17 protein-coding genes and 1 tRNA gene are annotated in these 13,356 nt (G+C 60.4%); 5 read left to right on the top strand and 13 right to left on the bottom strand.

Annotated features, from left to right (window positions below; translation table 11 throughout):
- Positions 1–476: 476 nt before the first annotated feature.
- Positions 477–1,013, bottom strand: coding sequence for a hypothetical protein (locus PTE30175_RS23860; RefSeq protein ID WP_150699557.1), 537 nt, complete (start codon positions 1,011–1,013; stop codon positions 477–479).
- A 509-nt stretch (positions 1,014–1,522) separates the two neighbouring features.
- On the opposite strand from PTE30175_RS23860, the gene PTE30175_RS23855 reads away from it, so the two are divergent.
- The 3 genes from PTE30175_RS23855 to PTE30175_RS23845 are packed head-to-tail and all read left to right on the top strand — an operon-like array spanning position 1,523 to position 3,534.
- Positions 1,523–2,278, top strand: a complete 756-nt coding sequence (locus PTE30175_RS23855) for a hypothetical protein (protein WP_150699556.1) — start codon at positions 1,523–1,525, stop codon at positions 2,276–2,278.
- Positions 2,275–2,505, top strand: coding sequence for a DUF4224 domain-containing protein (locus PTE30175_RS23850; RefSeq protein WP_150699555.1), 231 nt, complete (start codon positions 2,275–2,277; stop codon positions 2,503–2,505). The genes PTE30175_RS23855 and PTE30175_RS23850 overlap by 4 nt, the downstream gene beginning before the upstream one ends.
- The gene (locus PTE30175_RS23845) at positions 2,506–3,534 is read left to right on the top strand and encodes a tyrosine-type recombinase/integrase (RefSeq protein WP_150699554.1); all 1,029 of its coding nucleotides are present in this window, start codon (positions 2,506–2,508) and stop codon (positions 3,532–3,534) included.
- 77 nt (positions 3,535–3,611) lie between these two features.
- Here the strand turns inward: PTE30175_RS23845 and PTE30175_RS23840 are convergent.
- From PTE30175_RS23840 to petA, 6 genes are all read right to left on the bottom strand, one after another.
- A tRNA-Thr gene (locus PTE30175_RS23840) sits at positions 3,612–3,687 on the bottom strand.
- 155 nt (positions 3,688–3,842) lie between these two features.
- The gene (locus PTE30175_RS23835; protein WP_150699553.1) at positions 3,843–4,307 is read right to left on the bottom strand and encodes a ClpXP protease specificity-enhancing factor; all 465 of its coding nucleotides are present in this window, start codon (positions 4,305–4,307) and stop codon (positions 3,843–3,845) included.
- Between the two features lie 67 nt (positions 4,308–4,374).
- The gene (locus PTE30175_RS23830; protein WP_150699552.1) at positions 4,375–4,986 is read right to left on the bottom strand and encodes a glutathione S-transferase N-terminal domain-containing protein; all 612 of its coding nucleotides are present in this window, start codon (positions 4,984–4,986) and stop codon (positions 4,375–4,377) included.
- Positions 4,987–5,069: 83 nt separating this feature from the next.
- Entirely contained in the window at positions 5,070–5,795 is a 726-nt protein-coding gene (locus tag PTE30175_RS23825; protein WP_150699551.1) for a cytochrome c1, read from the bottom strand.
- A gap of 27 nt (positions 5,796–5,822) precedes the next feature.
- Entirely contained in the window at positions 5,823–7,061 is a 1,239-nt protein-coding gene (locus tag PTE30175_RS23820; RefSeq protein ID WP_420819671.1) for a cytochrome b, read from the bottom strand.
- A gap of 149 nt (positions 7,062–7,210) precedes the next feature.
- Positions 7,211–7,825 (bottom strand): ubiquinol-cytochrome c reductase iron-sulfur subunit, encoded by a 615-nt coding sequence (gene petA, locus PTE30175_RS23815; RefSeq protein WP_150699549.1) that lies wholly within the window; start codon positions 7,823–7,825, stop codon positions 7,211–7,213.
- A 400-nt stretch (positions 7,826–8,225) separates the two neighbouring features.
- Here petA and mscL point away from each other — a divergent pair, with 400 nt between their 5' ends.
- On the top strand, positions 8,226–8,663 hold the full coding sequence (gene mscL / locus PTE30175_RS23810) for a large conductance mechanosensitive channel protein MscL (RefSeq protein WP_150699548.1): 438 nt from the start codon (positions 8,226–8,228) through the stop codon (positions 8,661–8,663).
- Positions 8,664–8,713: 50 nt separating this feature from the next.
- Here the strand turns inward: mscL and PTE30175_RS23805 are convergent, their stop codons facing one another.
- Positions 8,714–9,460: a Nif3-like dinuclear metal center hexameric protein gene (locus PTE30175_RS23805; RefSeq protein ID WP_150699564.1), complete on the bottom strand. Its 747-nt coding sequence runs from the start codon at positions 9,458–9,460 to the stop codon at positions 8,714–8,716.
- A 19-nt stretch (positions 9,461–9,479) separates the two neighbouring features.
- On the opposite strand from PTE30175_RS23805, the gene PTE30175_RS23800 reads away from it, so the two are divergent.
- Positions 9,480–10,691, top strand: coding sequence for a Do family serine endopeptidase (locus PTE30175_RS23800; protein ID WP_150699547.1), 1,212 nt, complete (start codon positions 9,480–9,482; stop codon positions 10,689–10,691).
- Between the two features lie 104 nt (positions 10,692–10,795).
- Here PTE30175_RS23800 and tatC read toward each other — a convergent pair whose 3' ends face one another.
- The 5 genes from tatC to PTE30175_RS23775 all read right to left on the bottom strand — a co-directional run bounded on the left by tatC (position 10,796) and on the right by PTE30175_RS23775 (position 13,331).
- On the bottom strand, positions 10,796–11,587 hold the full coding sequence (tatC, locus tag PTE30175_RS23795; RefSeq protein ID WP_150699546.1) for a twin-arginine translocase subunit TatC: 792 nt from the start codon (positions 11,585–11,587) through the stop codon (positions 10,796–10,798).
- Positions 11,588–11,637: 50 nt separating this feature from the next.
- Complete coding sequence (gene tatB / locus PTE30175_RS23790) at positions 11,638–12,165, bottom strand: Sec-independent protein translocase protein TatB (RefSeq protein WP_150699545.1); 528 nt, start codon at positions 12,163–12,165, stop codon at positions 11,638–11,640.
- An 8-nt stretch (positions 12,166–12,173) separates the two neighbouring features.
- Positions 12,174–12,419, bottom strand: coding sequence for a Sec-independent protein translocase subunit TatA (tatA, locus tag PTE30175_RS23785; RefSeq protein ID WP_150699544.1), 246 nt, complete (start codon positions 12,417–12,419; stop codon positions 12,174–12,176).
- Between the two features lie 122 nt (positions 12,420–12,541).
- Complete coding sequence (locus PTE30175_RS23780) at positions 12,542–12,913, bottom strand: histidine triad nucleotide-binding protein (RefSeq protein WP_150699543.1); 372 nt, start codon at positions 12,911–12,913, stop codon at positions 12,542–12,544.
- 49 nt (positions 12,914–12,962) lie between these two features.
- Positions 12,963–13,331: a DUF4870 family protein gene (locus tag PTE30175_RS23775; RefSeq protein ID WP_150699542.1), complete on the bottom strand. Its 369-nt coding sequence runs from the start codon at positions 13,329–13,331 to the stop codon at positions 12,963–12,965.
- Positions 13,332–13,356: the final 25 nt, after the last annotated feature.

Genomic DNA, 13,356 nt, shown 5'->3' with positions numbered 1-13,356 from the left:
CTTGGTCATCAGACACCTCTTCATGGCGAGTATTCTCGCCTAAATCAGTGTCCGGGTTCATTAGACCACTACAAAGTCCTTCGAGACTACGGTTCGGAAAATGTTGGCGGCGGTGGGTCTCAACGCTTACGCGATCAAGAAGTCCCGAAACGGTGCCGAGTACGACGTGGTTCTCCCGTGGGGTGACTACCTCTTCGTCCTCGAATGCAAGAATCGCTCATCGCCGCATGGCAACCCAATTCAGATGCACTACTTCGACTTGGAAACCCGGTCGAACTCGCTGCAACTCAACGTTTGATGCAGGCACTTGACGACTACCCCGACATCCTCGCCAAGCACCTGCCGCCGGAAGCAGCCAAAAAGAAGCGAGTGCCTGTGATACTTAACTGCTCACATGATTCAAGGTGTTGCACTTGAAGCTAGAGACCAAGCTGTCCAGTCGACTTTTGCGGAGCAGTATTTACTGCCCCCCCGCATCAGCATTTATATACGGTTGCACTTTGATTTCGGAAATTGGCGCCCGCGATAATTTCATAGAACTGCGGATCTATCTTTTCATACACAAAGGTCCATGGCTCTTGTTCTGTACGGCACAGAAAATGCCTTGAAAATGTCCATGGCATCAGGACGCCGCCGGCCGAATTCAGAACATTCATATCAAAGTTCGCTAATGGGGTGGGGCCGTGCTGGGTTGTCCAACCAAAGGTAGTTGTCAACCAAGACATAGTCATAAAGCATCTCTTTCCGCCATTTTCCAAATTGGCACGCACAATTGTAAACCTCAGCTGTTCTAAGCGAAAAAATAGCTGACCTTGCGCCCCCTTGATATTAAATGGATCGATTTTAAAGCCAAATGTCTTGGATTCGGCCTCTGCGCTGGAAGGCAATGAAAATAACGCCCCCACCACTTCTCCCAGTATGGAATTGCGTTCTTCTGGCCTTTCATTAGTTGTTACTTCAGTGACCGACAATGCCTCTACGCAGCTATCCGACTTTTTCAAACTATCGTCCATGTTCCCCCCTTGATGTGAGCGTTCCACTTGAAAAAATCACGACACCCAGCTACCTATGGAAATTTACTCGACCTGCAGAGCAACAACATCATCTTTGGGGATGATACACCGTTGTTTTTTATTCCGAGACAAGCAAAACAACGGATTGCGAATCTCTACGGCCTTTGCACTGCCATCAGCACGCCCATTGTCTAACGGCATTGGTGTCCGCATTGGCGTCAGGTTGAGGCACCCCCACGAATCTGCAGCCGCACCCCATCTATCGATTGCTCAGGTGTCATTTTGCGCGACCTGGAGGCTACCTTAGGCGTCGCGGGCGACGATCGCGACTGGCCACTCGCGAATGATGTTCGACTGCATCGCTATGGTGCATGAAAGCGCAAGTTTCCTGCGCTCCGTCCGCGTTCCGCATCGCCTTGCGGCGCGGGCCTCGGCATGGTGCGTGCAAGCGCATAAAAACCATTCGATCAATCGGGCAGGCGTGGCGGGGTCATGACCGCGCGCGCGGCATGGCGACCGGCGGCAATGAAACCTACGAACCGCCGTTTCGCGGCGCGATCGTGATCAGCCAGAACGCGACTGTGAATGCGTCGGCGCCTATTCTGCAGCGGATCGTGCACCTGCATTTCGACACCGCAGGGCAAACGCCGAAGACGCGCGAGGCCGCGATCGCGCTCGAAAGCATGGCGACGGAGGCCGTGTCCGGATTCATGCTCAAGGCGACGAAGCTCGAGGCGGCGATCATCAAGACCGTCGAGGAAGGGGCCCCGATGCACGAGCGTGACCTTCTCGATCACCCTAAGATCAAGTCCACACGTATCGCGAAAAACCACGGCCAGCTCATGGCGTTGGCGGATGCGCTCGGGCATGTTGTCGCGCTCACCGACGAACAGCGCGCAGCGTTGCGCAACCAGGTCATCGGGATGGCCGTCGAGCGTCAGGAAGCTATTAACGATGACCACCCCGTCGTGCGGGAGTTTTGGGAGGCGTTCGACTACCTCGACGGACAAGACTTCCCCCGGCTCAACCACTCACGCGACGAGCAGTTGATCGCCGTAAACCTGAATCACTTCGTCCAGCTCGCCGCCGAACGAAAGCAACAAATTCCGTTGTTGCGCGATCTCAAGCAGGCACTGCGTACCAGCAAGATACGTCGGTTCGTGGACTATCGTGCCGTCAACAGCGCAATTATGGAGCGCGATCGACAGACGCCAAACGACGGCACCACGATCAAGTGCTGGATCTTCACGAGGGAGCAGTCATGACACAATACCTCTCGCGGAACGAGCTGCGCGCACTCACGGGCACGCCGATTCGGCTTCGACAGCTGCGCTGGCTTGCCACAAACGGATGGCCTCACGCAGTCGACACTCGGGGCCGCGTGCTCGTCGCTCGCGCCTATCATGACAAACGAATGGGAATCATCAGCTCGGCACCGGCCTTGGAGTCGCTTCCGGCTGTGCAACCACCACTGAATCTCTCGGCGATTTAAATGGGACGCAAACCTTCAGCCTCCGGTGCCATTCCACGGCTCAGAACACGGAAGAACGACGACGGGACGCTGCGCTACTACTATGACCACGGCATCGTGGCCGGCCGTCGATCGCTGGAGCCGCTCGGTAGCGACCGCCAAACAGCACTCCTGCGGTGGGCGGAGCTTGAGGGAAAGCGGCTCCCGACGGCCGTCGACGCGCGCCCCCACTTTGGCACCCTAGTGACCGAGTACCGACGGAGGGAACTGCCGTCGAAGGCGCCGGCGACCCGCCGGCTGTACGACATCATCCTCGGGCGCCTACAGGGCGTTATTGGCGATCGCGCCCTTGACGATATCAGGCCTGCCCAGGTCGCTGAGATCTGGCAGAGCTCGGCCGAAAAGCGCGGCATGGTGACCGCGAACCGGACGAAGGCCGTCCTGTCGGCGGTGCTGAACCAGGCGCGTCAGTGGGGCCTGATGGCCCAGGCCAACCCTTGCGTGGGAGTGCGCGGCAAGAAGGAATCAGGGAGAAAGGCCGTCCTGGTGTCGGACGAGCAGTATTTCGCCGTATTGAAGCACGCGGACGGGCCGCTGCGAAACGCGATGGCACTGGCGGATCTCACCGGCCAACGGCCAAGTGACGTGTTGTCGTTCAAGCGTACCAACATCGTCGACGGACGCCTGGTGTTCCGCCAGGGAAAAACTGGGGCACCGGTTGTGATCGAGATTATCGGGGAACTCAAGAAGTTGGTCGACGAGCTGCTCGCCTGGCGCGGCACCGACGTCGACGTTTCGCCATACCTGGTGCGCGACGAGAAAGGGCACCCCTTGTCAAAAGGCCAACTCCGGTCTCGCTTCGATAACGCCAGGGAGAAGGCCAAGATCAACAAAGCTGAGTTCCAGTTCCGCGATCTGCGTGCACGCAGCGTCACCCGAAAGGCGATCGCAGAAGGATTGGAGGAGGCCCAACGCCTCGCCGACCACACGACGCCGACGATGACAGCGCACTATTCACGGGGCGCTCGCCCTGTGAAACCGTCACGCTAAGGGAAAATTGGAAACGTCAGAGACGCTTTGGAAACGTCGGGCCTTTGCGTCAATTGACCGCAAAGGCCCGTGGGTACTGGTGCCGGCTGCAGGACTCGAACCCGCCACCTGATGATTACAAATCAACTGCTCTACCAGATGAGCTAAGCCGGCGAAGGCACGTATTGTAACCGAAGCGTGACTGTTTCGCGCCAAGAATCCTACGGATTCGAGGGCTTTTCAGGCCATTCCCCCAGCGACAAAAACGGCTTGCGACGAGCGGCACGCCAAGCGCCCCGCTCACCGCCATGGTCGGGAGCAGGAAATCCTTACTTCACGACCTTCAAGTGACCACCGCGCCCGGCGTTACCGCCCGCAGCGCCATTGCCGCCCGCAGGCCGCGTCGGATCCGGTTCTTCCTCGCCCGGCGCCAGCGTCGTCGTGGCCGACACCAGCTCCGGCACGGCTTCCACCGGCGCCTGCTTGTCCACCGGGAACGCCATGCCCTGGCCGTTCTCGCGTGCGTAAATCGCCAACACGTTCGGCACCTGCACCTCAACCTTCTGCGAGATGCCGCCAAAGCGGGCGCTGAATTCAATCCAGTCGTTGCCCATCTGCAAGCCGCTCGTGGCGTCGAAGCTGATATTCAGCACGATCTCGCCATCTTTCACGAACTCGCGCGGCACCTTCGTGCGGGCATCGACATGCACCGCCAGATACGGGGTGTAACCGTTATCGGTACACCACTCGTACAGCGCGCGCAACAAATAGGGCTTAGTCGAAGTTTCTGGCATTGGTTCTGTCCTCGCGTTCGCCAAGCGGGTGGAGCATTGCCCACCCCGCCGGCGCGCGCTGAGGGTATTAACGACGCATGACCTTTTCGGACGGCGTCAGTGCTTCAATATACGCCGGACGGCTGAAAATCCGCTCGGCATACTTCAACAACGGGGCGGCGTTCTTTGACAGCTCGATGCCGTAGTGATCCAGACGCCACAGCAACGGCGCGATCGCCACGTCGAGCATCGAGAATTCCTCGCCCAACATGTACTTGTTCTTCACGAAAATCGGCGCCAACTGGGCCAGACGGTCGCGAATCGCCAAACGTGCCTTCTCGTGCGCTTTCTCGGCCGCACGGCCCTTGTCGTTCTCGAGCGTGCTCACATGCACGAACAACTCTTTCTCGAAATTGAACAGGAACAGACGCGCACGCGCACGTTGCACGGGATCCGCCGGCATCAGCTGCGGATGCGGGAATCGCTCATCAATGTACTCATTGATGATGTTCGATTCGTACAGAATCAGATCGCGCTCGACCAGGATCGGCACCTGACCGTACGGATTCATCACAGCAATGTCTTCCGGCTTATTGAACAGGTCAACGTCACGGATTTCGAAATCCATGCCCTTTTCGAACAAGACCAGTCGGCAACGCTGGGAAAAAGGGCACGTCGTGCCCGAATACAAAACCATCATAGCGCGTCTTCCTTAAAAACCGACGGGGCCAGAGCGGGAAATCGGTATTTCCCATGCCCTGGCCCCGACGTACAGACGTTATTTTACTTCACGTCCTTCCAATAGGCCGCATTCAGGCGCCAGGCCAGCAACGTGAACAGTCCCAGGGACAACAATACCCAGACGCCAAGCTGTCGCCGCGTCCGCTGGGCCGGCTCCGACATCCAATCCAAATAAGATACCAGATCAGCCACCGCATTATCAAAATCCACCGGCTTCAGCGTCCCCGGCGTCAGTTGCGTAAAGGCCGGCGCACCATGCTCGCCTTCCGTCATCTTGCTGTGGTCCAACCCCCGCTGGCCCTGCATTTCCCAGAACGGATTCGGCATCCCCACATTCGGATACACCACGTTGTTCCACCCTGTCGGCCGCGAGTCGTCGCGGTAGAAGGTCCGCAGATACGTGTACAACCAGTCCGTACCGCGTGCCCGCGCCTCCACGGACAGGTCCGGCGGCTGGGAGCCGAACCAGTCCTTGGCGTCCGTCGCCCGCATTGCCACCGTCATCGTCTCGCCAATCTTGTCCGTCGCGAAAAGCAGATTGTCCTTGATCTCCTTTTCCGACAATCCCAAGTCCTGCAGGCGCGAATATCGCATCGACGACGCCGAATGACAGTTCAGGCAGTAGTTGACGAACAACTTGGCGCCCCGTTGCAACGACGCCAGATCGTCGATCCGATTCGGCGCCGTGTCCAGGTTGCCCCCCTCTTCCGCCATGGCCGGCGCAACAAAACTCCCCAAGAGCGCCAGGATGAGAAACAGTTTTTTCATCTTGAATTCCCTAGTCGTCTCAATGGTTCAATGGGCGTGGAACGTGACCCGATCCGGCACCGGCTTGAACGTGCCCCGCTTGCTCCAGATCGGCATCAGCCAGAAAAAGCCGAAGTAATACAGGGCGCCGACCTGCGACATCGCCGTCTTCACCGGCGTCGGCTCCTGAATCCCCAAATAGCCCAGTACCGCAAAGATGACAACGAGGATACCCAGCAAGGTCTTGTGGAAGCCCGGACGGTAACGAATCGACTTCACCGGGCTCTGGTCCAGCCAGGGCAGGAAGAACAGCGTGACCACTGCGCCGCCCATCACCACCACGCCCCAGAACTTCGCTTCCGTGAGCCACATCGCCAACAGCAGCAGCACCACCGCGCCCGAACCGGCCACCTTGGTCGTCGCCGCAGCCTTGCCCTTCACCCACCACACCGCGGTGATCAGCACGGCCAGGCCCATCAGCACATGCTTGAAATCGTCGGTCGTGGCGCGCAGCATCGAGTAGAACGGCGTGAAGTACCACACCGGCGCAATATGCGGGGGGGTCTTCAGCGAATCGGCCGGAATGAAGTTGTTCGCTTCGAGGAAGTACCCGCCCACCGTCGGCGCGAAGAACACGATCGTGGAGAACACCAGCAGGAACACGCCCACGCCCATGATGTCGTGCACCGTGTAGTACGGGTGGAAGGGAATGCCGTCGAGCGGCTTGCCGTTCGCGTCTTTCGTCGCCTTGATTTCCACACCGTCCGGGTTGTTCGAGCCCACTTCGTGCAGCGCCATGATGTGCGCGACGATCAGGCCGATCAGCACCAGCGGAATCGCGATCACGTGGAACGCGAAGAAGCGGTTCAGCGTGGCATCGGACACCACGTAGTCGCCGCGAATCCACAGCGACAGGTCCGGGCCGATGAACGGAATCGCGGAGAACAGGTTCACGATCACCTGCGCGCCCCAGTAGGACATCTGGCCCCATGGCAGCAGATAGCCAAAGAATGCCTCGGCCATCAGGCTCAGGAAAATCAGGCAACCGAACACCCACACCAACTCACGCGGCTTGCGGTAGGAACCGTACAGAAGCCCGCGGAACATATGCAGATAAACCACGACGAAGAACATCGAGGCGCCGGTCGAGTGCATGTAGCGGATCAGCCAGCCCCACGGCACCTCGCGCATGATGTATTCGACGGACGCGAATGCGAGACTGGCGTCGGGCTTGTAGTTCATCACCAGGAAAATGCCGGTGACGATCTGGATCACCAGCACCAGCATCGCCAGCGATCCGAAGAAGTACCAGAAGTTGAAGTTCTTCGGTGCGTAGTACTCGGAAGCGTGCTCCTTCCAGAGCTGGGTCAACGGAAAGCGACGGTCGATCCAGCCCAGCAAGCCCGTCGTGTCGACCTGTTTTTCGGCTGCCATGGTTACGCCTCTCCTTTTTCGTCTTTGCCGATCACGATCTTCGTGTCGTTTACGAACATGAAACGGGGAACGTCCAGATTCTTCGGCGCGGGCTTGTTCTTGAACACGCGGCCGGACATGTCATAGGTGGAACCATGGCACGGGCACAGGAAACCCGGCTCGGCGCCCAGCGCCGCATTGGCGTTGGCCGTGTAGGGGCCCGAAGGAATGCAGCCGAGGTGGGTGCAGATACCGACCACCACCAGCACATCCTTGTGCTCCGCGCGGGCGCGGAAGGCATTCTGGCAATACTCGGGCATCGAATAGCTGAAGGTCTCCTTGGAGTCCGGATCGGCCAACTCGGATTTCACCTTCTCCAACGACGCCATTTCGTCCGGTGTACGCCGTACGATCCACACCGGCAAGCCCCGCCAGCTCACGGTCATCTTCTCACCGGGCTTCAGGTTGCTGATGTCGGCCTCCACGGGCGCGCCGCCTGCCTTGGCACGCTCCGATGGCTCCAGCGAACTGACGAAAGGAACAAGGGTTGCAACGCCGCCCACGCCTCCAGCTACGGACGTCGCAATCAGCCAATTCCGGCGGCTACTGTCGACGGTCTTTTCTTGATTGTCACTCATCACACAAGCCCCACACGGTTGAATTGATATTTTCCGTCAACCTTAAATCATACGCCACCGACCCTGCCCAAAACAACGGCAAAAGACTGCCTCCAAGTAGTGGTTTTTGCGTATTTTCAAAGGATTAGAGACCCTTCATGCACGATCCGCATTGCCGGGCTCCGGGGACGCGGAACCGTTCGGTGTCATGCTGAAACGGTCTCGCGACGCCATTTCGGGATGCTGCACGAGAACCGCTATGATCGCCGCTTTCGTTGACGCGTGCACGACATTTGGTCATCATTTTCCGAGTACGACCTCGGCATCGCCGACACGGCTACCCTGTCGATGCCCATCGGACCCCTTTTGCGCAAGAACAGAAATCCCCCAAAGGGGGGCCATAACCAGCGGAGGAAATGGCATGAGCATGATGCAGGAATTCAAGGAATTTGCCGTCAAAGGCAACGTGATCGACCTCGCGGTCGGTGTGATCATCGGCGGCGCCTTCGGCAAGATTGTCGACTCGGTCGTCAAGGACCTCATCATGCCGGTCGTCGGCGCGATCTTCGGCGGGCTCGATTTTTCCAGCAAATTCATTCTGCTCGGCGCCATTCCGGCCGACTTCAAGGGCAACCCCGCCTCGTACGCCGACCTGACCAAGGCCGGCGTCGCGGTTTTCGGCTACGGCAACTTCATCACCGTCGCGCTCAACTTCCTGATCCTGGCGTTCATCATCTTCATCATGGTCAAGCAGATCAATCGCTTGAAACGCACGGAGCCGGCCGCACCGGAAGCGCCGGCGGCAACGCCCGAAGATGTCGTGCTGCTCCGCGAAATCCGCGACAGCCTCAAGAAGTAAGCCCATACTGCGGCCATGGCTCCCATGGCCCCTCACCTGCCTGCCCGGTATCAGACCGGATTCGGGATATCGAAGAAGCAGTGCTCGAGGCCGAACACCTCGGCCACGTGCTCGCCCAGCGCCTTTGCGCCCCAACGTTCGGTCGCATGGTGGCCTGCGGCCAGGAAGCCGACGCCGCTCTCGAGCGCCAGATGGGTGTTTTGCTCCGACACTTCGCCCGTCAGGTACACATCTGCGCCTGCGGTGATCGCAGCCTCGAAAAAGCCTTGTGCGCCGCCCGTGCACCACGCCACCCTTTTTACCTGGCGATCCGGGTCGCCGAGCAGGAGCGGCGTGCGCCCCAGTTGCGCTTCCACGAGCGCCGCCAGCTCGCCCAGCGTCGTCGGCTGTGCCGGGGCGCCCAGCCATCCCAACTGATCGGGACCGAAGCGGCCGTCGCCCGCGAATCCGAGCAAACGGCCCAATTGCGCGTTATTGCCGAACTCGGGATGGGCATCCAGAGGCAGGTGGTAGGCGAACAGACTGATGTCGTTGGTGATCAACAGGCCCAGCCGTTTGCGCTTGATGCCGACCACCCGGGCGTCTTCGTTTTTCCAGAAGTAGCCGTGATGGACAAGTAGGGCATCGGCGCCCCAGTCCCGCGCCGCCTCGAGCAAGGCCTGGCTCGCCGTGACGCCGCTGGCCAGCCTCCGGATCTCCGGCCGGCCCTCGACCTGCAGGCCGTTCGGGCAGTAATCGCGAAATTGCGCGGTTTGCAGGGTATCGTTCAGATACAATTCCAAATTGACTCGTTCTATCAAGGCGCTTCCCTCTTTCATGCTCAGACGCTTCTGGCTCCTGTTCGCGCAAGCGGTCACCGTGCTGCTCGCGCTGCTGTTCATCATCGCCACGCTCAAACCGCAGTGGTTGCAACGCCAGGGTTCGTTGGGCCGCCAGTTGGCCAACCCGATCATTGCGCTGCAGGAAGTCGCGCCGAGCCTGTCGGAGAAGCCGTCGCTGAGCTCGTATGCCGACGGCGCCCAGAAGGCAATGCCGGCAGTGGTCAGCATCTTCTCCAGCAAGGAAAGCAAGGCCAAGCGCGATCCGCGCCTCGATGACCCGCTGTTCCGCTACTTCTTCGGCGACGGCGGCGGCACGGTGCGTCAGGACCCCGTGTCGAGCCTCGGTTCCGGCGTAATCGTCAGCAGCGAAGGTTATATTCTCACGAATCACCATGTGGTGGAGGGCGCCGACGAGATCGAAGTCGCCCTCGCGGACGGCCGCAAGTCCCGGGCGAAGCTGGTCGGCAGCGATCCGGAAACGGACCTCGCCGTCCTCAAGATTACCCTCGACAACCTGCCCGCCATCACGCTCGGGCGCATGGACCAGGTGCGTGTGGGCGACGTCGTGCTCGCCATCGGCAATCCGTTCGGCGTCGGCCAGACGGTCACGATGGGGATCGTCAGTGCGCTCGGCCGGAATCACCTCGATATCAGCACGTTCGAGAACTTCATCCAGACGGACGCCGCCATCAACCCGGGCAACTCGGGCGGCGCGCTCGTCGATGTGCAAGGCAACCTGCTCGGCATCAACACTGCGATCTACTCGCGCAGCGGCGGCAATATGGGCATCGGCTTCGCCATCCCCGTGTCGACGGCCCGTACGGTGCTGGAGTCGATCATCACGACCGGCACCGTCACGCGCGGCTGGATTGGCGTCGAGCCGCAGGACATCACGTCCGACATCGCCGAATCGTTCGGTTTGCAGCAGGATTCCGGCGTGATCATCGCCGGTGTCGTACAGGGCGGTCCGGCCGACAAGGCAGGCATCCAGCCGGGCGACATCCTGACGAAGGTCGGTGACGCGTCGATCCGCGACACGACCGAATTGCTCAACGTGATCGCCCAGTTGAAGCCGGGCGCGGGGACCCCGATCCACGTCACCCGCAAGAAGAAGCAAGTCGACCTGCAAGTCACCATCGGCAAACGGCCGCCGCCGCCCAAGCGGCCCATCGACGAAGGCGACGAAAGCGACAGCGGCGGGGACTGAACCCGAAAAACAATCGGCGCATGCCCGCCCTGCCGGACGGGATCATGCGCCGATAGGCGGGCGGGCGTCAGGTGCCTCAGCGCAACACCCTGAGTGCGACGCCCTCAGTGCGACGCTGCTTCCCGCTCCTCTTCCTTCTTCGCGTCGTCCTGCCCCTGCTTCACGAACAGGCGCGCAGCGATCACGCCCAGTTCATAGAGAATGACCAGCGGGACCGCAAGCATCAGTTGCGACAGGACATCGGGCGGCGTGACCACGGCGGCGATCACGAATGCGCCGACAACCACGTACGGACGGATCTGCTTGAGCTTTTCAATGCTGACGATCCCCATGCGCGCCAGGACCACCACCACCACCGGCACCTCGAACGTCACCCCGAAGCACAGGAACATCGTCAGGACAAAGCTCAGGTAGTTGTCGATGTCGGTGTTCATCTCCGCACCCAATGGCGCGTTGTAGTGCGCCATGAAGTGGAAGACCGTCGGGAACACGAGGAAGTACGCGAACGCCATGCCGAGCAGGAACAGCGAATAGCTGCTGATGACGAGCGGCAGCACGAGCTTCTTCTCGTGCTGGTAAAGCCCCGGCGCGACAAATGCCCAGGCCTGGTACAACACGATCGGCAAAGCGATCACGAACGCGACCATCATGGTCACTTTCATCGGCACGAAAAACGAACCGGTGATGTCCGTCACGATCATCTTGCCGCCGGCGGGCAGCGCCTGCATCAGCGGGCGCGACAGGATGCGGAAAATGTCCGGCGCCCAATACACAAGGCTCACGAACACCACGATCACCGCTGCGCCGGCGCGAATGATGCGATTGCGCAACTCGATCAGATGCGAGATAAAGGATTCTTCGGTGCCCCCTTCCGGGGTTTGCTGTTCGTCGCTCACATCGACCTTCTTGGAATAATGGCTCTGGCCGCGTCGATTCCCCGAGGGCCTTAGAAGAACTTGATCGGACGGCGCAGGTTGGGCGGCGTATGCCGCGCCACGCGCGCCGCGCCCGATTGCACGCGCGTACGCGTGCCGCTGGCCTGACGGAACCAGACGGGTGTCGCCCCGCGCCGCACACGCCAGTTGCGGCGTTTTGCGGCTTGCGCACCAATGCTCGACGTAATCACCGGCTCGCCAGTGTAGCCGCCGTCATATGTCGAGGACGTGTCCGTCGAGGGACTGTCGCTCGTGACGCCTGTCCAGGCCTCGTTGAGCGACGCTTCCTGCTCGTGCAGGTTCTTCTGGATGGTGCTCTCGGCGTTACGCGCCGCGTTTTCGAACTCGGTGCGCATATTGCGCAATTCGTCGAGTTCCATCTCGCGGCTCACTTCCGCCTTCACGTCATTGATGTAGCGCTGCGCGCGGCCGAACAGCGCGCCGGCCGTGCGCGCCACCTTGGGCAGGCGTTCCGGACCGACGACGACCAGCGCAACCACGCCGATCAGCATCAGCTTGGACAGACCAAGATCGATCATGTCGGACGTTAGCCTTGCTTGTTGTTGCTGGCGTCCTTGGCTTGCACGTCGATCGTCGTCGTGTCGCGCAGTTCCTTGGCGGCTGCCGGGTTATCGGCCTTCGGAGCGCCGTTGTCGCCCTCCTTCATGCCGTCCTTGAAGCCCTTGACGGCGCCGCCCAGGTCGCTGCCGATATTGCGCAGCTTCTTGGTCCCGAACACCATCATCACAATCACCAGCACGATCAGCCAGTGCCAAATACTTATCGAACCCATGACCACTCTCCTAGCGTTCCCGGGGCTGTGCCGCCGGCTTGTATTGACTACGTCCTGCATCGTACCCGCGGATGCGCGCGGATAGAAATAAATGTTGCATCAGCAAGCACCCGCGCGCGTCGTCACATGCGCTTCCACGGGCGCGGCCCGGCCAGCACGTGCATGTGAATATGATAAACCTCCTGCCCGCCGCCCGGGCCCGTGTTCATCACCACGCGAAACCCGTTGGCTTCCCGGTGCGATCCGGCTTCGAAGGCAAAGCCGGCATCCCGGGCCAGCTTCGGCGCCAGCAGCAGCATTCTGCCCAGCAGTCCCTGATCCTCGACGGAGCAGTCCTGCAAGGTCGGGATGTGCCGGCGCGGCACCACCAGCAGGTGCAATTCGGCGGCCGGATTGATGTCCTTGAAGACGATCACGTCGTCGTCGGCATAGACCTGCGCGCTCGGGATCTGCCCGGCGACGATCTTGCAGAAAATGCAGTTGTCGTGACTCATGCGAATTCGATCCTTTGTCTGCCTCTGCCGTTCCCCGTCTTGCCGCCGTTCATGCGGGGCTGACGTACATCGGCTTGTTGTCGTTCAGATACAGCCAACCTTTTACGATGCGGTAGAGGGTCCAGATGCACAGCGCCCACAGGACCACGACACCCACCAGCACGAACATCAGGGCCCAGCCGAGAGCCCCCCACGCCACCGACCACCAGAAAGTGCGGATCTGCCAGGTGAAGTGGGACGCATACAGCGTGCCCTGCGCATCGTCGCGCTTCACGTAGTTGATGATGATGGCGACGATCGCCGTGACGCCCATCAGCCAGGACAACGCGTAGAGGGCGTAAAGCACGTGCGTGAGCTTGCGCAGGCTGCGCTCCTGTTCGCTCGGCGCGGGCGGCTGGAACGTCTGAGTGTCGGTCATCGGCATCGGTCTCCGTGGAATTCAC

The sequence above is a fragment of the Pandoraea terrae genome, from assembly GCF_902459695.1.
Classification (GTDB): Bacteria; Pseudomonadota; Gammaproteobacteria; order Burkholderiales; family Burkholderiaceae; genus Pandoraea; species Pandoraea terrae.
This window is presented reverse-complemented; position numbering and strand designations above follow the sequence as displayed.